The sequence below is a fragment of the Saccharomonospora xinjiangensis XJ-54 genome (assembly GCF_000258175.1).
In the GTDB taxonomy this organism is placed as follows: domain Bacteria; phylum Actinomycetota; class Actinomycetes; order Mycobacteriales; family Pseudonocardiaceae; genus Saccharomonospora; species Saccharomonospora xinjiangensis.
The window spans coordinates 2,579,542-2,597,421 of sequence record NZ_JH636049.1 but is presented as its reverse complement, the minus strand read 5'-3'; the positions used below and the strand labels follow the sequence as shown (position 1 = coordinate 2,597,421).

26 protein-coding genes are annotated in these 17,880 nt (G+C 67.0%); 15 read left to right on the top strand and 11 right to left on the bottom strand.

What is annotated here, in order from left to right; translation table 11 throughout:
• Nucleotides 1-39: 39 nt before the first annotated feature.
• Entirely contained in the window at nucleotides 40-1,008 is a 969-nt protein-coding gene (locus SACXIDRAFT_RS11520) for a glutamate ABC transporter substrate-binding protein (RefSeq protein WP_006238735.1), read from the bottom strand.
• A complete protein-coding gene (locus SACXIDRAFT_RS11515; RefSeq protein ID WP_006238734.1) occupies nucleotides 1,008-2,420 on the bottom strand; it encodes a GlnX family signal transduction membrane protein in 1,413 nt (470 codons plus the stop codon). The genes SACXIDRAFT_RS11520 and SACXIDRAFT_RS11515 overlap by 1 nt, the downstream gene beginning before the upstream one ends.
• A gap of 168 nt (nucleotides 2,421-2,588) precedes the next feature.
• On the opposite strand from SACXIDRAFT_RS11515, the gene SACXIDRAFT_RS11510 reads away from it, so the two are divergent.
• Genes SACXIDRAFT_RS11510 through SACXIDRAFT_RS11500 form a run of 3 tightly spaced genes read left to right on the top strand, consistent with a single transcriptional unit; the run spans nucleotide 2,589 to nucleotide 3,860 of the window.
• The gene (locus tag SACXIDRAFT_RS11510; protein WP_006238733.1) at nucleotides 2,589-2,999 is read left to right on the top strand and encodes an acyl-CoA thioesterase; all 411 of its coding nucleotides are present in this window, start codon (nucleotides 2,589-2,591) and stop codon (nucleotides 2,997-2,999) included.
• A 56-nt stretch (nucleotides 3,000-3,055) separates the two neighbouring features.
• Entirely contained in the window at nucleotides 3,056-3,421 is a 366-nt protein-coding gene (locus SACXIDRAFT_RS11505; RefSeq protein WP_006238732.1) for a hypothetical protein, read from the top strand.
• The gene (locus SACXIDRAFT_RS11500; RefSeq protein ID WP_006238731.1) at nucleotides 3,414-3,860 is read left to right on the top strand and encodes a hypothetical protein; all 447 of its coding nucleotides are present in this window, start codon (nucleotides 3,414-3,416) and stop codon (nucleotides 3,858-3,860) included. Before SACXIDRAFT_RS11505 ends, SACXIDRAFT_RS11500 begins: the two co-directional genes overlap by 8 nt.
• A 72-nt stretch (nucleotides 3,861-3,932) precedes the next feature.
• Here the strand turns inward: SACXIDRAFT_RS11500 and SACXIDRAFT_RS11495 are convergent, their stop codons facing one another.
• The 3 genes from SACXIDRAFT_RS11495 to SACXIDRAFT_RS11485 are packed head-to-tail and all read right to left on the bottom strand — an operon-like array spanning nucleotide 3,933 to nucleotide 5,594.
• On the bottom strand, nucleotides 3,933-4,280 hold the full coding sequence (locus SACXIDRAFT_RS11495) for a hypothetical protein (RefSeq protein ID WP_006238729.1): 348 nt from the start codon (nucleotides 4,278-4,280) through the stop codon (nucleotides 3,933-3,935).
• Between the two features lie 28 nt (nucleotides 4,281-4,308).
• Nucleotides 4,309-5,205, bottom strand: a complete 897-nt coding sequence (locus SACXIDRAFT_RS11490; protein WP_006238728.1) for a M56 family metallopeptidase — start codon at nucleotides 5,203-5,205, stop codon at nucleotides 4,309-4,311.
• A complete protein-coding gene (locus tag SACXIDRAFT_RS11485; RefSeq protein WP_006238727.1) occupies nucleotides 5,202-5,594 on the bottom strand; it encodes a BlaI/MecI/CopY family transcriptional regulator in 393 nt (130 codons plus the stop codon). The genes SACXIDRAFT_RS11490 and SACXIDRAFT_RS11485 overlap by 4 nt, the downstream gene beginning before the upstream one ends.
• Nucleotides 5,595-5,706: 112 nt before the next feature.
• Here SACXIDRAFT_RS11485 and SACXIDRAFT_RS11480 point away from each other — a divergent pair, with 112 nt between their 5' ends.
• A complete protein-coding gene (locus SACXIDRAFT_RS11480) occupies nucleotides 5,707-6,126 on the top strand; it encodes a GNAT family N-acetyltransferase (protein ID WP_006238726.1) in 420 nt (139 codons plus the stop codon).
• Between the two features lie 111 nt (nucleotides 6,127-6,237).
• Nucleotides 6,238-6,900, top strand: coding sequence for a hypothetical protein (locus SACXIDRAFT_RS22430; protein WP_006238725.1), 663 nt, complete (start codon nucleotides 6,238-6,240; stop codon nucleotides 6,898-6,900).
• On the opposite strand, the gene SACXIDRAFT_RS22425 is transcribed toward SACXIDRAFT_RS22430, so the two are convergent.
• Nucleotides 6,866-7,522: a transposase family protein gene (locus SACXIDRAFT_RS22425; protein ID WP_198284311.1), complete on the bottom strand. Its 657-nt coding sequence runs from the start codon at nucleotides 7,520-7,522 to the stop codon at nucleotides 6,866-6,868. The two genes, SACXIDRAFT_RS22430 and SACXIDRAFT_RS22425, sit on opposite strands and share 35 nt — an antisense overlap.
• A gap of 304 nt (nucleotides 7,523-7,826) precedes the next feature.
• Here SACXIDRAFT_RS22425 and SACXIDRAFT_RS11470 point away from each other — a divergent pair, with 304 nt between their 5' ends.
• Nucleotides 7,827-8,186 carry an immunity protein CdiI family protein gene (locus tag SACXIDRAFT_RS11470; protein WP_006238724.1) on the top strand — a complete coding sequence of 120 codons (360 nt, stop codon included), beginning with the start codon at nucleotides 7,827-7,829 and terminating at the stop codon, nucleotides 8,184-8,186.
• Nucleotides 8,187-8,341: 155 nt separating this feature from the next.
• Here SACXIDRAFT_RS11470 and SACXIDRAFT_RS11465 read toward each other — a convergent pair whose 3' ends face one another.
• Together SACXIDRAFT_RS11465 and SACXIDRAFT_RS11460 are read right to left on the bottom strand one after the other, a co-directional pair.
• On the bottom strand, nucleotides 8,342-8,533 hold the full coding sequence (locus tag SACXIDRAFT_RS11465; RefSeq protein WP_006238723.1) for a DUF397 domain-containing protein: 192 nt from the start codon (nucleotides 8,531-8,533) through the stop codon (nucleotides 8,342-8,344).
• Complete coding sequence (locus tag SACXIDRAFT_RS11460; RefSeq protein WP_006238722.1) at nucleotides 8,530-9,372, bottom strand: helix-turn-helix domain-containing protein; 843 nt, start codon at nucleotides 9,370-9,372, stop codon at nucleotides 8,530-8,532. Before SACXIDRAFT_RS11460 ends, SACXIDRAFT_RS11465 begins: the two co-directional genes overlap by 4 nt.
• Before the next feature lie 135 nt (nucleotides 9,373-9,507).
• Between SACXIDRAFT_RS11460 and SACXIDRAFT_RS11455 the strand changes: the two genes are divergently transcribed.
• The 3 genes from SACXIDRAFT_RS11455 to SACXIDRAFT_RS11445 are packed head-to-tail and all read left to right on the top strand — an operon-like array spanning nucleotide 9,508 to nucleotide 10,299.
• Nucleotides 9,508-9,753 (top strand): HC3 family zinc finger protein, encoded by a 246-nt coding sequence (locus tag SACXIDRAFT_RS11455; RefSeq protein WP_006238721.1) that lies wholly within the window; start codon nucleotides 9,508-9,510, stop codon nucleotides 9,751-9,753.
• Nucleotides 9,750-10,100 (top strand): hypothetical protein, encoded by a 351-nt coding sequence (locus SACXIDRAFT_RS11450; RefSeq protein WP_006238720.1) that lies wholly within the window; start codon nucleotides 9,750-9,752, stop codon nucleotides 10,098-10,100. Before SACXIDRAFT_RS11455 ends, SACXIDRAFT_RS11450 begins: the two co-directional genes overlap by 4 nt.
• On the top strand, nucleotides 10,093-10,299 hold the full coding sequence (locus tag SACXIDRAFT_RS11445) for a hypothetical protein (protein WP_006238719.1): 207 nt from the start codon (nucleotides 10,093-10,095) through the stop codon (nucleotides 10,297-10,299). Before SACXIDRAFT_RS11450 ends, SACXIDRAFT_RS11445 begins: the two co-directional genes overlap by 8 nt.
• Nucleotides 10,300-10,633: 334 nt before the next feature.
• Here SACXIDRAFT_RS11445 and SACXIDRAFT_RS11440 read toward each other — a convergent pair whose 3' ends face one another.
• Nucleotides 10,634-10,888 carry a metallothionein gene (locus SACXIDRAFT_RS11440; RefSeq protein WP_006238718.1) on the bottom strand — a complete coding sequence of 85 codons (255 nt, stop codon included), beginning with the start codon at nucleotides 10,886-10,888 and terminating at the stop codon, nucleotides 10,634-10,636.
• Between the two features lie 69 nt (nucleotides 10,889-10,957).
• The gene (locus SACXIDRAFT_RS11435; RefSeq protein ID WP_006238717.1) at nucleotides 10,958-12,979 is read right to left on the bottom strand and encodes an MMPL family transporter; all 2,022 of its coding nucleotides are present in this window, start codon (nucleotides 12,977-12,979) and stop codon (nucleotides 10,958-10,960) included.
• Nucleotides 12,980-13,099: 120 nt separating this feature from the next.
• On the opposite strand from SACXIDRAFT_RS11435, the gene SACXIDRAFT_RS11430 reads away from it, so the two are divergent.
• Nucleotides 13,100-13,585: a MarR family winged helix-turn-helix transcriptional regulator gene (locus SACXIDRAFT_RS11430; RefSeq protein WP_006238716.1), complete on the top strand. Its 486-nt coding sequence runs from the start codon at nucleotides 13,100-13,102 to the stop codon at nucleotides 13,583-13,585.
• A 13-nt stretch (nucleotides 13,586-13,598) separates the two neighbouring features.
• On the opposite strand, the gene SACXIDRAFT_RS11425 is transcribed toward SACXIDRAFT_RS11430, so the two are convergent.
• Nucleotides 13,599-14,252 carry a TetR/AcrR family transcriptional regulator C-terminal domain-containing protein gene (locus tag SACXIDRAFT_RS11425; RefSeq protein WP_006238715.1) on the bottom strand — a complete coding sequence of 218 codons (654 nt, stop codon included), beginning with the start codon at nucleotides 14,250-14,252 and terminating at the stop codon, nucleotides 13,599-13,601.
• Between the two features lie 62 nt (nucleotides 14,253-14,314).
• On the opposite strand from SACXIDRAFT_RS11425, the gene SACXIDRAFT_RS11420 reads away from it, so the two are divergent.
• The 5 genes from SACXIDRAFT_RS11420 (at nucleotide 14,315) to mmuM (ending at nucleotide 17,857) form a co-directional block, all read left to right on the top strand.
• Nucleotides 14,315-15,253 carry a daunorubicin resistance protein DrrA family ABC transporter ATP-binding protein gene (locus SACXIDRAFT_RS11420; protein ID WP_006238714.1) on the top strand — a complete coding sequence of 313 codons (939 nt, stop codon included), beginning with the start codon at nucleotides 14,315-14,317 and terminating at the stop codon, nucleotides 15,251-15,253.
• Nucleotides 15,250-16,116, top strand: a complete 867-nt coding sequence (locus SACXIDRAFT_RS11415) for an ABC transporter permease (protein WP_006238713.1) — start codon at nucleotides 15,250-15,252, stop codon at nucleotides 16,114-16,116. The genes SACXIDRAFT_RS11420 and SACXIDRAFT_RS11415 overlap by 4 nt, the downstream gene beginning before the upstream one ends.
• A 41-nt stretch (nucleotides 16,117-16,157) precedes the next feature.
• Nucleotides 16,158-16,379, top strand: coding sequence for a ribbon-helix-helix domain-containing protein (locus SACXIDRAFT_RS11410; protein WP_006238712.1), 222 nt, complete (start codon nucleotides 16,158-16,160; stop codon nucleotides 16,377-16,379).
• A complete protein-coding gene (locus tag SACXIDRAFT_RS11405; RefSeq protein WP_006238711.1) occupies nucleotides 16,379-16,729 on the top strand; it encodes a type II toxin-antitoxin system PemK/MazF family toxin in 351 nt (116 codons plus the stop codon). Before SACXIDRAFT_RS11410 ends, SACXIDRAFT_RS11405 begins: the two co-directional genes overlap by 1 nt.
• Nucleotides 16,730-16,966: 237 nt before the next feature.
• On the top strand, nucleotides 16,967-17,857 hold the full coding sequence (gene mmuM / locus SACXIDRAFT_RS11400) for a homocysteine S-methyltransferase (RefSeq protein ID WP_050986928.1): 891 nt from the start codon (nucleotides 16,967-16,969) through the stop codon (nucleotides 17,855-17,857).
• Nucleotides 17,858-17,880 lie beyond the last annotated feature (23 nt).

Sequence of the window (17,880 nt, the reverse complement as noted above, 5' to 3'; positions counted from 1 at the left end):
ACGGCGTGGCTCATCCGACACTGCTACCTCCGAAGGGTCTCACCGGTACTCGGGCTTCGGCGGGGAGGCGGCCCCCAGGTCCTGTCGCAGCCAGCGGTTGTAGCTGGCCTGCCACGCGCCGTCGCGGACGTCCTCGAGTACCGCGTTCACGTACCGCACCATGTCCTCGTTCTGCTTAGGGATGCCGACCCCGTAGTACTCCTCGGTGAACCGCTCGCCGATGATCTTCGTACCCGATCTGTCCTGCGCGCGCATGCCCGCGAGGATGGTGTCGTCGGTCGAGACGGCGGCCACCTGGCCCTGCTGGAGCAGTACGAGGCAGTCGGACCAGTCGTCAACCGCCACCGGGACGGGCCTCGGCGTGCTGTTCGCGATGTTCTTCAACGACGTCGAGTCGCGCGCCGCGCACACACGCTGTCCCCCGAGGTCGGAGAGACTGCGAGCCGTCGAGTCGGCGCCGACGAGCACCCTCTGTCCCGCGACGTAGTACACCGTCGAGAAGTTGATCTGCCTGAGGCGCTCGCACGTGATGGAGAACGTGCGCACGACGATGTCCACGTCCCCTTTCGCGAGCGCATCGACGCGTTCGGCGGAGGAGATGGCCTTGAAGCGGACGGCCTCGGGATCGCCGAACAGCGCGCGTGCGATCTCCTTCGCGATGTCGATGTCGAACCCGTGCAACTCGCCGGTCTCGGGATCGGAGAAACCGAAGAGGAACGTGTTCTGATCCACGCCCGCGATCAGGTGGCCCCTTTGCTTGATCTCCGCCATCGTCGAGGACGCCGGGATCGAGGAGTCGGGGCGGAGGCTCGCGGTCGGGTTACAGCTCGCGTCGGCACTGCCCGCGGTGTCGAACTTCGGGTCGATCTCCGTGTTGGCCGGCATCGGCTGACTCACGGAGTCCACCGGCGCGGGATCGACGGGCTCGGTGACCGGCGAGCATCCCGCCAGCACCACGGCGAACAGTGCGGCGAGCACCGCACCTCGGGTTCGAATCCTTGGCGTCATCAGCGATACTCCCGCAGGCGTTCACGAATACCGAGGGTTGCTCCGAGCGCGGCGACGACGGACAGCAGCGCGTAGGCGGGAGCGAGCAGCGTGAGCGCGCTCGCTCCGGAGGACGTGTCCTCGACGAAACCGCGCCTCGCGGAGTGGATGGACGCGGCGAGTTCGCTGTCGGCCTTCCCGAACGCCGCAGCGGGACTTCGTTCGTCCTCCGCGTCGATCGCCAGCTCCACCGCCTTCTGATGTTCGCCGCTGTCGTCGAGTTCCCGCACCCTGCGGTGTGCGTCGAACCAGGCCGCCGCGTGTTCGTGGGCTCTGCGCAGCGATTCGAGGCGGGCGTCGTCGGTCTCCGCCGCGATGGCCTCGCCGAGAAGTCCACCGCGCCCTTGGATGCCTGCCAACCGTCCGAACTGGTCGGTGAAACCCTGCTCGTACTCCGCGCCCCCGCCTCGGGCCACCAGGGTGAGCGTCTCGTCGGCGCGAGCCTGCAACGCCGCGATCCGCGCCCTGACGAGGCGGTCGGCCTGCTCGGTGCCGTCCTCGCGGCCACTGCCGACGAACACGCCCTGGATGATCAACGCCACGGCCGTCCACAGCACCAGCAGCCCCACCGCGCCCGAGGACACCAGAAGGCCCACGTTGAAGACCCGGTTGGTCTTCTTCTTCAGGAAGGTCTGGGCGTAGAGCAGGGCGCCGATCAGGCAAACCAGCACCACGGCGAGAAACCACGGGAAGCTCGTCGCGTCGTCCTGCTCCTCGGCGAGCCTGCCCGCGTTGACCTCGTAGAGCGCCTCGGCCGCGGGGAGGATGGTCGAGCGCAGGAGTTCGGAAGCCTCGCGCAGGTATGCCGCGCCGACGGGGTAACCCTGCCGGTCGTTCGCCTTCGCCGAGGCGACGAGACCGGTGTAGACCGGCAACTGCCTGCTGAGCACATCGACGTGTTCGGCAGCCTCCGGAATGCCTGCCGAGTCGGACGCGGCCTTCGCGAGCGCCGCGCCTGCCTTGGCGATGTCGGTGGCGTAGCGTTCGCGCAGCGCCGGGGATTCGGCGCCCGGCGTCAGAAACGCCGTCGCCGCCGTGGCGTCGGCGTCCGACAGCGACCGGTACACCTCCTGCGCGGCAGCGGCCAGCGGCTCCCTGTGCTCGACGAGCGCGTCAACGCTGTCGTCGCGGTCCTGCATCGACAGGGTGCCGACAAGCCCTGTGAGCAGCGAGAGCACCACGAGTCCCACGCCGATCAGCGAAAGCCTGCCCGGAGTCGTCGCCGCCGAACGCGCCATGCCGCGCACCAGTTCGGCGGGTAGATCGAGCAGACCGGCGAGGCCCGACCTCGAACCACGGTTCGCGCCTGGTGGTTCCGAGCCTGCGGGCGGCGTGGCCACCTCGGGGCCGTGCCGCGGCACGGTGCTCGTCATCGTGTTCCTCCACCCAGTCTCGGCACGCGCAAACCGTATCCGAGATGACCGTGCCGCGAGTGCGGAGTCCGTCAAGACCCCGCAGATCGTGCTGGTGCTGTGATCAGCGTGATCATCGGATGTGAACAAGTCTCGCCCCGGCACGGGAGATCGTGAGAACCTCCGCGAGTGAGCTACGCGCATTGGGAGGTCGTGCCGACCCGCTGGAAGGACAACGACGTCTACGGCCACGTCAACAACGTCGTGCACTACGCCTTCATGGACACGGTGATCAACAACTGGCTGATCGCGAAAGGCGGCCTCGACATCCACGACGGCGACGTCATCGGGTTGTGCGTCGAGTCGCACTGCAACTACCACGCCTCGGCGTCGTACCCGGAGAAGTTGTCCATCGGGCTGCGGGTCGGCCATCTCGGCAGGTCGAGCGTGCGCTACGAACTCGGCCTTCACCGCGAGGACCACTCGGAGCTGGTGGCGCAGGGTCACTTCGTCCACGTCTTCGTCGATCGGGAGAGCAGGCGTCCGGTCGAGATCGGCGGCGGACTGCGTGAGGCTCTGCGGTCGCTGATGGTCAGCTGACGGCCTCTTCGGCGCTCCCCGTATCCTACGGCTGGTCGTAGACGTTGGGAGGGCCAGTGATCAGTGCGTTCGCCGTCGTGATCGCGGTCTGCGCGCTCGCGGTCGCGGGGTGGAGCTTCGTGCTCGTCGCCATCAACCGGCCGCCGACGCGGCCTCTGCTGTACGGGCTCGCCGGCATCGAGGTGCTTCTCCTCGTGCAGGTGGTGATCGCGGTCGTCCTGCTGTTCTCCGGGCAGCGGCCCGGCAGCATGATCACGTTCCTCGCCTACCTGGTGGGAGTGTTGCTGGTCCTGCCGCTCGGCGCGGTGTGGGCGCTGGCCGAACGCACCCGGTCGAGCACGGCCGTGCTCGGCGTCGCCTGCGTCACCGTTCCGGTGCTGATCCTGCGGATGTACCAGGTGTGGGAGGGCGCGAATGCCTGAGCGGACGCCTGATCGGACGCCTGAGCGCGAACCGGAGACGACGGCCCCGCCCGCCACCGCGAGCGGGCCAGGGCGGGTGCTCGTCGCCATCTACGCGATCTTCGCGGTCGGCTCGACGTCGAGGGCGGCGGCGCAGATCGCCACCCGGTTCGACGAGGCACCCGTGCCGTACGCGCTGTCGGCGCTGGCCGCCGTCGTGTACGTGCTCGCGACACTGGCGCTGGCGAAAAGGGGCGTCGGGTGGTGGCGCGTCGCCGTCGTGGCGTGTGCCTTCGAGATGACGGGCGTCCTCGTGGTCGGCACCATCAGCCTGCTGCTACCTGGTGCCTTCCCCGACGCGACGGTGTGGTCGAACTACGGGATGGGCTACCTCTTCATCCCCCTCGTGCTGCCCGTGTTCGGGCTGATCTGGCTGCGTAAGACCGCACCGAGGCGTTGAGACGGCCGTGTTCCACGAGATCCCCGGCCGCACGATGGGGACCCCTCGGGAACACGGCCAAGACTTTCGAACTCACCAGAACACCGCGACACCCACGTTGATCAGCGTCAATGCGGCGAGCGTGTAGAACAGGCCCTTGCCGGCCTGCGGCTTGCGCCACAGGATGTGCGCGAGAACGAGCACGACGACCGCGATGCCGAGCTTGACGGCGATCTTGGTGTTGTTGACGTCGTTGTCCACCAGCCCCGCGGAGGCGATGCCGGTGATCGCGACACCTGTGAGCACCTGCGCACCCGCCCCGGAGAGCAGCACGAGGCCGTTCGGCGACTGCGGCGCGGCCAGTCGCATGATCACACCACCGACGAGGACCGCCATACCGAGCAGGTGCAGAAAGACCAGAATGTCGTAAACGATGTCCATGGCGGCAAGATACTACAAGTCGTAGTAACTACTGGAGCGGCACGGCGAAGATGCTCGCCGAGGTTCCCAGCGCGACGAGCAGCACCACGCACGCGGCAGGCAACATCCGAGGGAGCGCCTCCCTGTACGGATGCCGCAGCCTGCGGATTCGCGCCTCGACGTGCGTTGAGGCTCCCACAACGGCCAGCGCACCCTTCGGTGTCCCCACCGAACCATTGGCGTGGAACCGCTCCAGCGCACTCGCGAGCGGTTCGCGGCCGTGTTGCCTCGCGGCCTTGTCATCGGCGCACATCTCCACGAGCAGCTCGATGGCGGAGCAGACGCGCGTGAGCACCTGGCTGGAAGGAACGAGCCGCCGCAACGCCTGGAAGGGCGCGATCACGAGGTCGTGCCGCTCGCGCGCGTGTGCGCGTTCGTGCGCGAGAACCGCGTCCAGCTCGATGGCGCTGAGCAGGCGCCGCGCGCCCGCACTCACCACGATGCGGGGGTGCCTTCCCGGCAGGCAGTAGGCCACGGCGACAGGGTGGTCCACGACGAGCGCGTCCGAGTTGGGCTGCGCGACGAGCTGCAACAGCAGCCGGTGGCGCGCTCTGGCGCGCGCCGTACTGCGGAAGCTGAGGATCTGGTTCACCACGAGCCACGCCGCGAGCAGCAGACCTGCTGCGACGGCGGCGAGATGCCAGTAGTCGAGTTCGGCCCACCGCTGCGGCAGGTCGAGCAGCGCGGGAAAGAACCCGCGATGGAACGGGGCGAGCCCGAACCCGAGCAGGACGCCCACCGTGGAGAGCACGAACGTGAGGCCGCTCAGCTGCCACAGCACCAGCGCGGGCCGAGGGTGGGCATGGGTCCAGCGGCTCCGCAGGAGCCACACCATCACCGCGACGGCGACGGCCGCCGCCGCGACCTGATGCCCAACGAGGATCACGTCTGCTCGCCCTGCCGCTCGGCTCCGGGGGCGGTCTCCCCGCGAAGCAATGCCTGCCGCAGCGCGTCCGCCTCGTCGCTGGTCACCGAGTTCGCGAAGTGCACGAGAGCGGAACCACGATCACCGCTGAGTTCGAGCGCTTCCAGCATCAACTCGGCGACGTAGGCTTCGCGGCCCGCCGCGGGCCGGTACAACCAGGCGCGTCCCTCGCGGCTGCGCCGCACAACACCCTTGCCGGTCAACCGGGTCAGAACCGTCATCACGGTGGTGTAGGCGAGCCCGCGATCACCGAGCGCGGCATGGACGTCGCGCACACTGGCGGGTTCGTCGCGCGCCCACAGCACCTCCATCACCGCGCGCTCAAGTTCACCGAGCCTGGCCACGTCCACCCCTTCACGTCTCGATCCGCACACGATTGAACCACGAGGCGACGATGGCGAGGCAGGTCACCGAGAGGGCGCGGAGCCTAGGGCCGACGGGGCGGGTATAGGTTCCTCAAACATGATCATCGTGGCGGCCGAGAACACCGACTCGCTCGACGACGGGGAGGTCGCCGCGCTGTACGACTCGGTGGGCTGGACGGCCTACACCACCGATCTCGCGTCGCTCGTGCGAGCGCTCGCCGGGTCGCACCGCGTCGTCACCGCCAGGCAGGAAGGGCGACTCGCCGGGTTGGCGCGGTCGGTGTCCGACGGTGCGAGCATCGTCTACGTCCAAGACGTCCTCGTCCACCCGGACTGTCAACGACACGGCGTCGGACGCAAACTCGTCACGACACTGCTCGACCTCTACCCCGGCGTCCGGCAGCGCGTCCTGCTCACCGACGCCGAACCAGGCCAGCGCGCGTTCTACGAATCACTCGGGTTCACCGAGATCCACGACATGAGACCGCCGCTGCGCGCCTTCGTGAGTTTCGGTTGAGGCGGGGCCGGCCTGCTCGTGCACCCGCAAGGGTGATGGCGTGGTGAATACCTGATCACCCGGACGACTCGATGCGATGATCATCGCGCAATCGAGTATCTGGGGGACTCCATGTCGGTCAGCGACCTGGCCGCCGCGATCGATCGTGTGCTGGCGGCACTACCGCCGCCCACATTGCGGGAAGCGGACGGCTGCCTGGAGGAGGCCGCGAACATACTCGGGGTCATCGCCACGGGCAGCACCGCGCCCGAGCTGGTAGAGGCCGTCGAGGGGTTTCTGCGGGCACGCAAGGAACTGGACGAGGTCCAGCCACTGTGCGCAGCAATCAGCGGAATCCTGGGGCAGTATCTGACCGGAATCGGAGCGGAGGCGACGGTTACCCCGCCCCCGGCGCCGGTCCGGCCCCTGTCCCCTGCACCACGCCCACAGCCCACCTCGAAACCCGACCCAGCCCTGATCGCCGAGGTCCAGCGTCAGGGCCACAAGATCAGCCCGGAACGAGTGGTGAGGATCGCCAGGCTCCCGAACGAAAGGATCGTGTGGCTGGAGGAAGGGGATGAAGGCAGAGGGTTACGTCATATCTTGGAAGCTAAACGCGTACGAGACTTCGCTATCCACGGGATCAAGCGGAGCGATATCGTAGACACTCTGTTTGCCGCACTCGAACAAGGTAAGCCGATCGGCCACACAGGAAAAGATCGACTCGTTTACGAGGTTCAACTAAGAGCGTTATTCAGGCTTACCAGCCAAGTCGGTAGAATTCCAATGCGGTGATGACTCGGATGACGTTGGGAAGTTCGGCGAGTCGTCCTCGGTAACCGGTGGCGAGTATTTTCCAGTTCTTGATATGGGCGATGCACCGTTCGACTGCGGCACGCAGTGAGGAGATAGCTTTGTTGTTGGCCTTGTCTCCGATGGAAAGTTCGCCGCCCTTTGGTTTTTTGCGTGGTGTGATCGCGTGAGTTCCTTGGTAGGCGGGGTCGGCGATGATCGGGGCATCGGCCAGAAGAACCTCCCAGTCGCATTCGGTGAACGCTTTGCGGTCATGCATTGCGCCAGGCAGGGGTATCGATATTCCCAACAGGACGCCGTCGGTATCGGCTGCCACCTGGATGTTGAGCCCGGCCCGACGGCGCTTACCGGAGTAGTTGTCCTCGTGACCTGCACGGTTGCCAGTGGGGATGTCGGTGCCGTCGACGAGGACAAGTCGGCCGCGTATCGCTTCTTTGAGGTGGGGAACGTGCAGGCATAACGCCTCTCCGATCAGCGGGAGAATGCGTCGATAGACTCTCGACACTGTCGACTGGCTGACATCGAACAGATCGCCCACGGCCGCCTGGTTCAGGTTCTGCCGAACATAAATCAACGTCAGTAGGACAGCCCGATAGAGTCCCATAGCCGGAGGCCACGATCGCTCGCGACCGCACTGAACGATCTGCCAAATACGGGCAACAAGCTCCTCAACCTGGTCGGCAGAAAGTCCTGTAGTAGAATGGTATCGCAACGGCTCCGCCTGTTAATCGTCTTCTGTGGTAGGAAAACGATCTTACACGGCGGGGCCGTTGTCCTATTTTTAGGCAACCATGCCACCTGAATAACGCTCTAAACGAAAATATGTTCAGGATCGCTATTTCGATTGGCAACAACGGATACATAGTCGGGGCCAATCCTTTTTCGACACGAAAGAAGCCCAAGCCGTTATGATGAACGACAGCGAGCAGGTAATTCGAATTGAAATTCGCTTCGACTGGGGGATGGGGCCATTCTGGATACAATTCTCGGGCGACCCAATTTTCCACGACTACGACATTGAAGAAATCTCGGAAGTTCTCACTATCAGTGAAGACCTGCTAGGCGACATCGAAAAATGGAACGCGCGCATGCAGGATACCTTCGACTACGAGGAAGGACGCAACTCCGGAATAAAGGATCCAGCAGAGCGGGGAAAGTGGGCAGAGGACGGCCGAGTTCTCGCAGTACGCTTGAAGCGAGAGGTGGGGTCGGCCATCGCTGTGGAGTACTCCCCGTTTGGCGACACAGGCGAAGAGATCGACGCGTAAGATCTGCGTTTCAGCGTCCATGCCTGGTAAGGCACCTGTGCCGAGTGCGGCAAGTGCGCCGATGGGTGGCTCAGGGCTCGCAGAGAGCGGGAACAAAACGGTCACGTCCCCGCGACTACTCCGGGAACGTGACCGCCCAAGCGTCGAAAGGTCAGTCAGAGGTCGAACTCGCCTGCCTTCACACCGGCGACGAACGCGCGCCACTCGCTGTCGGTGTAGGCGACGGAAGCCTCGTCAGGACGCTTGGAGTTACGCACCTCCACACCACCATCGACACGGCGGAACTCGACACAATTGCCCTGATTGCCGCTGAAACTCGACTTGCGCCACTGGCCGTCTGTGCTCATGTACCGCTCTCCATCCCGCTGGCAAGGCTCGCGATGAACTCTTCGGTGTCGGCGGGGCTCATCGCCTGCTGGCGCATCGTATCGGCCGCGGTCTGGTAGTCCCGCACGTCTCGCCGATCGGTGAGAGTCGTGGCGCTGCGGTAGTGCTCCAACTGCACCACCGGCGCCGCCTTCTCGAACTCGATCAACACGAAGGCACCCTCCAAGATCGGCAGATAACCGCTGTCGGACGCCACCGCCCGGATCGTGACGTTGTCCATCCGCGCCCACTTGAGCAGCACGTGCAACTGATCGATCATCACGTCGGCACCACACGGCGGGTAGCGCAGGGCGTGTTCGCCGATGACGGCATCGAGCCGCACCGGGCGCGGCCGGGTGAGAACGTGCTGGCGGCCCATCCGGTGAGTGGTGCGCTGTTCCGCCTCACCGACGGTCGCTCCGGCGGACAACATGATCGAGCGGGCGTAGTCCGCCGTCTGCAACAGCCCTGGGATGAGCAGTGGTTCGACGTTCGTGATCCGCGAGGCGGTGCGTTCGTATCCCGTCAGCATCGCGAGGTGCCGCACCACACCCGGTGCGACCCAGTTCGGGTCCGCCGCTTCGCGGGCGAGCCGGACGACGCTGTCGAACTCCTCACCGGCGACACCGAGCACACCCAGCACCCGCGCGACCTCTTCCACGGTCGGCACCAGTTTGCCGTTCTCCCAGCGGGAGATGTGGGTGTGCGAGCGCCCGATCGCCTGCCCCAGTTCGATCATCGTGCGCCCCGCCGATTTGCGAAGCCTCAACAATTCCGCGCCGAGAGCGCGAGCGCCGGGCGTATTGGCTGTGCTGGCCATGCACAAACCCTAGTCAGGAGAGCAGGTTTAAAAGTGCACTGTCATCCGATCAGGGCATTGCAGGAAAGTGCATGCACAAATCATGGTGTCCATGAACAACGCACGTGTTCTGGCTCTTTGATCTGGGGAGGCTCAGTGCAGCGCTATCTCTGGCAGCAGGCAGGCGGACAACGGCACGTCTACGACACCGAGCGAGACATCGCCGCGCCAGGGCGTGCGTTGTCCGCTTTGGGCGGACAGGTCGTCACGCCCACCATCGACGACCTCACCGGCCTCTGGCTCGACCGGACCTGCCTGGCCTGCGACCGCGAAGTTCGCGTGCGGCTGAGCTTTCCCGCCTCCGAGATCCCGCCCGTCTCCGAATTGGAGGGAACGAAGTGAGCGGTCCTGAGCCCTACGCCGTCCTCACCCGGCAGCAGTGGCAACTGCTGAACGACACGATCGCCGACCTCTGCGGCGCGGCAGGTGGCAGCCGGGAGGACCTGCACGACCTCGCCATCGGGGTACTCGAAACTTGCCGCCCCGGACACTGGACGACGCTGGTGGACGACGGCACCGCCCGGCCGCTGTGGTGTCGCGCCTACGAGATCATCGGCGCGCTCGCTCACCTCGCCGACGCCGCGCCACACGACGCGCGCCAGATCCGGCGGTTGAGCGCGGACGTGAGGTGTCTTGCCGAGCACATGCGCGATTTCCCGGGCAGGACCTCGGACACGACCGATGTATGACTCCCCCGTCGCGCTGCTCGACCCGCTCGCCGACGACCGGCCCACGGTGACGTTCTGGCGGATCACGGACGACACCCAGCCAGTCTGGCCGGTCCTCGACCTGGACGTGATCAAAGCCGGTGACACGCTTCGGCACACCGATCCGCCGACCCTCGACGTGCTGCGACCTATCGAGGACGGGTTGCGTCGTCTGACGTGAAATCCGTGACGCCTCTTACGCACCAGGACCCCGCGCGAAGCGGGGTCCAAGGCTTTGCGGAAGTTTCCTCCTGGGAGAGACGTCGGCCCATGTCCCCCGGTGCACCCCAGCCGTCCCGACGTACGGGATGTGCGAACACACGTCCCTGGGGTGCGAACACCCGGTCCTGAACTGCCGATACCTGTCCACAGAGTGCCAACACCCGTCCACAGAGTGCCAACACGCGTACGCAGAGTGCCAACATCCGTGTACAGGCTGCCAACACGCGTGCACCAGGTGCCAACACACGTGCACCAGGTGCGGACACGCCGGTGGGAGGCGGGGCAGCGGCGCGTCAGCTTGAGGCGCCCACCGCGTCCCTTGCCTTCGCTCCCTCTTCGCTCATCTGGCGGGCGCAATGCGCGCAGCAGTAGAAACGGCCCTCGACCGCGATGCCGTGGCCGACGACCCGGCAGCCGCAGTGCTCGCAGATGGGCGCGAGCCGGTGGATGGCGCATTCGAACGAGTCGAACGTGTGCACCCCACCTCCCACCGTGCGGACCTCGAACGTCATGTCGTAGTCGTTGCCACACACCTCACACTGGGCCATGACCTCTCACCTCATCCTCGTCTGGTTCATGCGGAGGTAGGCATTCCCGGATGAGCCCCCGGAAAACGCCTACCCCTCCCGTCGGGCCAGCCGTGAAGGCCACCAGACCTTCCTGCCGATGTCGATGGTCAGCGCAGGCACCAGCAGCGATCGCACCACGAGGGTGTCGAGCAGGACACCGAACGCCACGATGAACGCCAGCTGCGCCAGGAACAGGATCGGCAGCACCGCCAGCGCCGAGAACGTCGCGGCCAGCACCACGCCAGCCGACGTGATGACACCGCCGGTGACGGTGAGCCCCCGCAGCGTGCCCTCGCGCGTGCCCACCGACAACGTCTCCTCACGCACGCGGGTCATGAGGAAGATGTTGTAGTCGATCCCGAGTGCCACCAGGAACACGAACGCGAACAGCGGAACGGCCGGGTCGGCTCCTGGAAAGTCGAGCACGTTGTTGAACACCAGGGCCGAAACCCCCATCGTGGCGCCGAAAGACAGCACCACCGTGGCGATGAGCAGCAACGGCGCGAGCAGCGCGCGCAGCAGCAGGGCCAGCACGGCGAACACCACCACGAGCACGATCGGGATGATCACCGCGCGGTCGCGTTGCGAGGTCGTGCGCGTGTCGAGCTGCTGGGCCGTCGGGCCGCCGACCTGCGCGTTCGCGCCCTCCACCGCGTGCACCGAGTCGCGAAGGCGCTCGACCGTGGCGATGGCCGGGTCCGAGTCGGCCGGGTCCGAGAGCAACGCCTCGATCCGCACGAGACCACCCTGCGTGCCCGTGCTCTCCGCGCGGGACACGCCCGGCACGTCACTGGCCATGAGCACGGCATCCGCTCGTGATGCCTCGGCGATCACCACCGCGGGTGAGCCCGATCCACCGGGGAAGTGCCGCGACAACACCTCCTGACCGCTCACCGACTCCACGGGGTCGAGAAAGATGTCCGCCTGCGACGTGCCACCGGCCTTGAGCTGGGGCACGAAAGCCGCGCCCGCGAGCAACACCAGCGCGGTGACGACCCACACCACCCTTGGGGCCTTGTCAACACGCTTGGCCACCCTGCCCCACAGCCCGCCCGACTCCGGGGGCGACGAGCCCTCGACGGGGCGGAACGGCCAGTACGCCGCCCTGCCGAAGACCACGAGCACAGCAGGCAGGAACGTCACCGAGGCCAGGACCGACGCTGCGATGCCGATCGCCGCTACCGGCCCGAGACCCTGGTTCGACGCGAGATCGCTGAACAGCAGGCACAGCACGCCGAGGATCACGGTGCCCGCGCTGGCCGCGATGGGTTCGATCGTCGCCCGCCACGCGGTGCGCATGGCGGCGAACCGGTCGCCTGTGGTTCGCAGTTCCTCGCGGTAGCGCGAGACGAGCAGCAGTGCGTAATCGGTGGCGGCACCGAACACGAGGATGAAAAGGATGCCCTGGCTCTGCCCGTTGAGAGTAATGGCGCCCGCGTCGGCGAGGACGTAGACGAGCAGGCTGGCCAGTGCGAGGGCGAAGATCGACGACAGCAACACCAGCAGCGGCAGCAATGGGCTGCGGTAGACCAGCACGAGGATGACGGCGACGACCGCGCCCGCGACCAGAAGCAGAAGCCCGTCGAGGCCGCCGAAGGCCTCGGAAAGATCGGCTACCTGCGCGGCGGGGCCGGTGACGTAGACGGAGAGGCCGCCGGGCCGGTTCTCGCCGAGGGTCTGCCGCATCCGTTCGACCACGTCGCCGGGCTCCCCGGTGATGGGAACGATCAGTTGCAGCGCTTCACCGTCCCGTGACGGGATGGGTGGTGACCCTGGTGTCGTGGCGTCCCACCTCGCGATCTCGGAACCCTTCGCAGCGAGGAACTCGCGGTCGCCACCCGTGATGCCGGAGGCGCGTTCGGCCACGACGATGGCGGGGATCGCCTCCGTGTCGGCGAACCGGCGTTCGAGCTCGGCGACCCTGGTGGACTCGGCCGACTCCGGCAGGAACGAGGCGGCGTCGTTCTCCGCGATGCCACTGAGCTTTCCCGCGAACGGGCCGCCGAAGGCACCGAGAGCGAGCCAGCCGACGATCAGAAGTGCGGGAACGAGCCAGCGAGCCGTGCGCAAGAGAGGTCCAATCGTTCGATCGTCGAAGTATTCGTCCGGAAATCCTAACGGTCAGTACCCTGTCGGCGGCGACTTGGCACCCGGAGCAGCCACTCGCCTGCCCCAACCGAAAGGACTCCGGTGACCGAGGACACCGCCGCACTCACGACCGCGGACCTGCCGCTGGCCAGGCACATCCGCAGGCTCACCGTGGAGGCCGACCGGTTCGTCCAGCACTTCGGCGAGACACACGGTCTACACCGGACCGACATGGCGGCCCTCGTCGTCATCATGGACGCCGCCGAGGAGGGCCGCCCGCTGAACCAGGGCGAGCTGGCCTCCGAGCTACGGCTCAGCGCGTCGGCGACGACCTCCGTGCTCGACCGGCTTCAGTCGCTCGGGTATGTCGAGCGGCGCAGGGACTCCCGCGACCGCAGGCGGCTCGTGCTGCACGTGCGCCCGGCGGCGCTGGAGCTGGGGCGGGGGCTGTTCGTCCCGCTCGGCGAGGCGTACTCGCGGGCCTGGGCGAACTTCGACGACGAGCAGCGGCGCACCATCGTGCGTTTCCTCGAAGCGACGGTGAACGCCACGATGGACACGCACTCCAGGCTCACCGAGCGGGACTGACGAACGGCGACGCTCAGCTGGCACGCTCGGCATGCCAAGAGCGAAGCCCTCGGATCAGCAGATCGAGGCCGAGCAGGAAGGTCTCCATGGGCTCGCGATGGACGCCGGAACGCATGGCGGCGGCGATGTGGGGATACCGCTCGGCGTCGGTGACGGCCGCGTGCAGTTCTGGATTTTCGACGCCCTCTCGCTCGCGGGCGGCCTCCTCCTGCCATTCGAGGGCCATGCCGCCGACATAGCCGCCGAGCACGAAGAACACCTGTTGCGCATCGCCGGGCTCGAAGCCGGCCTCCACGAGCGCGCCGATCGCGACGTCGATCTCGGTGAGGCTTTCGGGCGTCGGCCGGTTACCGGCGATGACCTGCGGCGCGTCGCGAACCGAGATCATCGTCTCGAACATCGCCCTGGCGTGTTCAGCGAGCCATTCCCACCAGGGTTGCCCTTCTGCTGGCCCGTCGAAGGCGTCCGTCCTTCCCCTGCGGAGCAGGCACTCGGCCATGCCGTCGAGCAGCTCCCGCTTGCCGGAGATGTGCCAGTACAGGGTCGGCGCCGACACACCGAGTTCCGTGGCGAGACGGCGCAGTGTCACGGCGGCGAGGCCGTGGGAGTCCAGCAACTCGACTGCCTTCTCGACGATCAGTTCCTTGGATACCGCCTTACCAGCCACACTTGACACTCTAACACTGTTAGAGACAGGGTTTTCTCTAACAGTGTTAGAGAGGATCGGTCATGACCTCAGCGATTCGCGCCGCCGGACTCACCAAGTCGTTCGGCACAACCACCGCCGTTGCCGGCATCGACCTCGACGTGGGCCACGGTGAACTGTTCGGCTTCCTAGGACCGAACGGCGCAGGCAAGTCGAGCGCCGTCAAAGTCCTGTGCACACTCACTGAGCCGACGGAGGGCACAGCCGTCGTGGCAGGCCACGACGTGCGGACGGAACGACACCACGTGCGCAGACGCATCGGCGCCGTGTTCCAGGAGCCCACACTGGACGTGTTTCTCTCCGCGGAGCAGAACCTGCGCTTCCACGGTGAACTGCACGGCCTGCCGAAGAAGACGCTTCGGCGCCGCATCGACGAGGTGCTCGACTTCGTCGGGCTGGCGAAGCGCCGCCACGACCCGATAGTCAGCTTCTCCGGCGGTATGAGGCGGAAGTTGGAGATATGCAGGGGACTCTTGCACACCCCGCAGGTGCTGTTCCTCGACGAGCCCACCATCGGGCTCGACCCCCACACAAGAGCATCGGTGTGGGAGTACATCGCGACCTTGCGCGAGGCATGGAACGTGACGGTTTTCCTGACAACGCATTACCTCGACGAGGCTGAGCACTGTGACCGCATCGCCATCATGAACGAGGGCCGGATCGTCGCGCTCGACACTCCGGACGCGCTCAAACGCACTGTCGGGGCCGACCGCATCCGCCTCCGCACCGCGGACGACGACGCGGCCCTCGCGCACCTCCGCAACCGCCTCGGCCTCGACGCCGCCCTCCACGACGGCTCCGTGACGTTCACGATCGGCGACGGCGCGGCGTTCGTCCCCCGACTGTTCGAGCACCTCGACGTCGCCGTCCACGCCGTCACCGTGACCCGGCCGAGCCTCGACGACGTCTTCATGACCTACACAGGGCGAACGATCTCCACCCCCGAAGGAGCCACCCGATGAGCCTGCCGCTGACGACTCCGGCCACCGCCCCCGCACTGCCGCCGAGCGGGTTCGCGCACGAGGTGCGTGCCGTGGCAGCGGTGTGGCGCAGGGAGGTGACCTGGCTCGCCCACGACCGGCGCCGCACGGTCATGACGCTGATGCAACCGCTGATGTTCCTGTTCGTGATGGGCACCGGGCTCGCGGGAGCGCTCGATCGGGAAGGAGCGATCGGCTTCGAGACGTTCCTCTTCCCCGGCGTGCTCGCGATGAGCGTGACGTTCACGGCCGCGTTCGGCGGTGTCTCGGTGGTATGGGACAGGGAGACCGGCTTCCTCCGCGAACTGCTGGTGGCACCGATCTCGAAGACGGCCATCATCTGCGGTAAGGCGCTGGGATCGGCAACCACCGCGATGGCGCAGTCGGCCGTGTTGCTGCTGGTGGCGGGACTCGCCGGGGTGCCCTACGACCCGCTGCTGTTCCTGGCGTTGCTCGTGCTGCTGTTCGTCGGGGCGCTGCTGGTCACGGCGATGGTCATGCTGCTCACCGTGCGCATGCCGAGGGCGCAGTCGGCCATGCCGACGAGCAGCATCGTGACCACACCCATGATGTTCCTCTCGGGGGCACTGTTCCCGGTGGGCGACCTACCGGGCTGGTTGCACATGGCCACCGTGCTCAATCCGTTCACCTACGTCGTGGGGCCCATGCGCTCGGCGGTGTTCGCCTCACTCGACTCGACCACTGCGGCAGGCAGTGCCGTGTTCGATTCCGGGATCACCTGGGGCGGATGGGTGGTACCCGTACCGGTGCAGATCGTGGTGGCCGTGGTGAGCACGGTCGTGCTGCTGGCGTCGGCCGTCGCCCTGTTCAACCGCACGGAGTGAGGAGTTTCCTACTCGGTTCCCACCGGCGGTAGCATGGGGGTATGAAGGTGAGCGTGAGTCTGCCGAGCGAGGACGTCGAGTTCCTCGACGAGTACGCGCGGCAACACCGCATCGGCTCGCGCTCCGCAGCCCTGCACCACGCCGTCGAACTGCTGAAGGCCGCCCGCCTCGGTGACGCCTACGCCGAGGCGTGGCAGGAATGGGAGTCCTCGGGCGAGGCCGAGCAGTGGGAGCAGACCACCGCGGACGGCCTGCGACACTGATGCGCAGGGGCGACATCTACCTCGCCGATCTGGAACCGGTGCGCGGCTCGGAGAGCGACAAACGGCGGCCCGTGGTCGTCGTCAGCAACGACGGCGCCAACGCCACGGCTGCCCGACTCGGCCGCGGTGTCGTGACCGTCGTGCCGGTGACCTCCACCGTGACCAGGGTGTTTCCCTTCCAGGTTCGGCTGCCCGCGAAGGAGACAGGGCTGGCGAAAGACTCGAAGGCGCAGGCCGAGCAGGTGCGCTCCATTGCCGTGGAACGGCTCGGCAGGCGGATCGGCCGCCTCACCCCACCGCTGAGCCGGGCTCTCGACGACGCGCTGCGGCTGCACCTCGGCCTCGGGTGAGCGGAGCCGGTCACCCCGGCGCGGGCAGGCGTGCGGACAGTGCGGGCACCCGCGCGAGAAGTGCAGGCGTGCGGAAAGTGCCAGCACCCGTGCAGGAAGTGCCGACACCCGTGCAGGAAGTGCAGGCACAGGTGCATGAAATGCCGACACCCGTGCAGGAAGTGCGGACACCCGTGCAGGAAGTGCGGACACGGCGGTTTGGGGAGTTTGACGGCTCCTTTGATTACAGTCGGGTTCGTGGAGTTGGCTGGGTTGTTCGACGGGAACGCCGTGGTGAGCGACGGCGGGCTCGCGACCGAACTCGAAACCCGGCACGACCTCGGCGACGCGCTGTGGTCGGCACGCCTCCTGCTCGACGCCCCCGAAGAGATCGTCGCCGCACACCGCGCGTTCTTCGACGCGGGCGCCGTCATCGCCACCACGGCGAGCTACCAGGCGTCCTACTCCGGATTCGCCGCCCGTGGCATCGATCGGAAGGCGGCGACGGCGCTGCTGCACCGCAGCGTCGAACTCGCGAGACAGGCCCGCGACGAGGTCGCGGGTGACGGCGTGCGCCGCTGGGTTGCTGCCTCCGTCGGGCCTTACGGGGCGGCGCTCGCGGACGGCTCCGAGTATCGCGGCGACTACGGGCTTTCGGTCACCGCGCTGCGCGACTGGCACCTTCCCCGGATCGAAGCCCTGGTCGAGGCGGAGCCCGACCTGCTCGCCGTCGAAACCGTGCCCGACGTGGTCGAGGCCGAGGCACTCGTCGCGGCGCTCGGTGGCGCCGACGTGCCTGCCTGGCTCACCTACAACGTCGAGGGCGACCGCACCCGTGCAGGCCAGCCGCTCACCGAGGCGTTCGCCGTGGCGGCCGAGGCGCCCGAGGTCGTGGCGGTGGGTGTCAACTGTTGTGCGCCGGACGACGTCGCAGGGGCACTCGCGTGCGCACGGCAGGTGACGGACAAGCCGCTCGTCGCCTACCCGAACAGCGGCGAAGGCTGGGATCACGACCTGCGCTCATGGACAGGACCGGCCACGTTCTCCCCCGAACACCTCCGCGAGTGGATCGCGGAGGGCGCGCAGGTGGTCGGCGGCTGCTGCCGGGTGGGCCCTGCCGATATCGCGGCACTCACCCGCGCGCTCTGACCGGCCCGCCAACACGACTGGCG

Bases quoted from the DNA above. Each gene is read 5' to 3' on its own strand.
- SACXIDRAFT_RS22425 (WP_198284311.1), bottom strand. From the start codon at position 7,522: ATGGGACTCTATCGGGCTGTCCTACTGACGTTGATTTATGTTCGGCAG.
- SACXIDRAFT_RS11440 (WP_006238718.1), bottom strand. From the start codon at position 10,888: ATGGCCCAGTGTGAGGTGTGTGGCAACGACTACGACATGACGTTCGAG.
- SACXIDRAFT_RS11415 (WP_006238713.1), top strand. From the start codon at position 15,250: ATGAGCCTGCCGCTGACGACTCCGGCCACCGCCCCCGCACTGCCGCCG.
- SACXIDRAFT_RS11495 (WP_006238729.1), bottom strand. From the start codon at position 4,280: ATGGACATCGTTTACGACATTCTGGTCTTTCTGCACCTGCTCGGTATG.
- SACXIDRAFT_RS11410 (WP_006238712.1), top strand. From the start codon at position 16,158: ATGAAGGTGAGCGTGAGTCTGCCGAGCGAGGACGTCGAGTTCCTCGAC.
- SACXIDRAFT_RS11420 (WP_006238714.1), top strand. From the start codon at position 14,315: ATGACCTCAGCGATTCGCGCCGCCGGACTCACCAAGTCGTTCGGCACA.
- SACXIDRAFT_RS11460 (WP_006238722.1), bottom strand. From the start codon at position 9,372: ATGGCCAGCACAGCCAATACGCCCGGCGCTCGCGCTCTCGGCGCGGAA.
- SACXIDRAFT_RS11445 (WP_006238719.1), top strand. From the start codon at position 10,093: ATGTATGACTCCCCCGTCGCGCTGCTCGACCCGCTCGCCGACGACCGG.
- SACXIDRAFT_RS11480 (WP_006238726.1), top strand. From the start codon at position 5,707: ATGATCATCGTGGCGGCCGAGAACACCGACTCGCTCGACGACGGGGAG.
- SACXIDRAFT_RS11470 (WP_006238724.1), top strand. From the start codon at position 7,827: ATGATGAACGACAGCGAGCAGGTAATTCGAATTGAAATTCGCTTCGAC.
- SACXIDRAFT_RS11515 (WP_006238734.1), bottom strand. From the start codon at position 2,420: ATGACGAGCACCGTGCCGCGGCACGGCCCCGAGGTGGCCACGCCGCCC.
- SACXIDRAFT_RS11500 (WP_006238731.1), top strand. From the start codon at position 3,414: ATGCCTGAGCGGACGCCTGATCGGACGCCTGAGCGCGAACCGGAGACG.
- SACXIDRAFT_RS22430 (WP_006238725.1), top strand. From the start codon at position 6,238: ATGTCGGTCAGCGACCTGGCCGCCGCGATCGATCGTGTGCTGGCGGCA.
- SACXIDRAFT_RS11465 (WP_006238723.1), bottom strand. From the start codon at position 8,533: ATGAGCACAGACGGCCAGTGGCGCAAGTCGAGTTTCAGCGGCAATCAG.
- SACXIDRAFT_RS11520 (WP_006238735.1), bottom strand. From the start codon at position 1,008: ATGACGCCAAGGATTCGAACCCGAGGTGCGGTGCTCGCCGCACTGTTC.
- SACXIDRAFT_RS11405 (WP_006238711.1), top strand. From the start codon at position 16,379: ATGCGCAGGGGCGACATCTACCTCGCCGATCTGGAACCGGTGCGCGGC.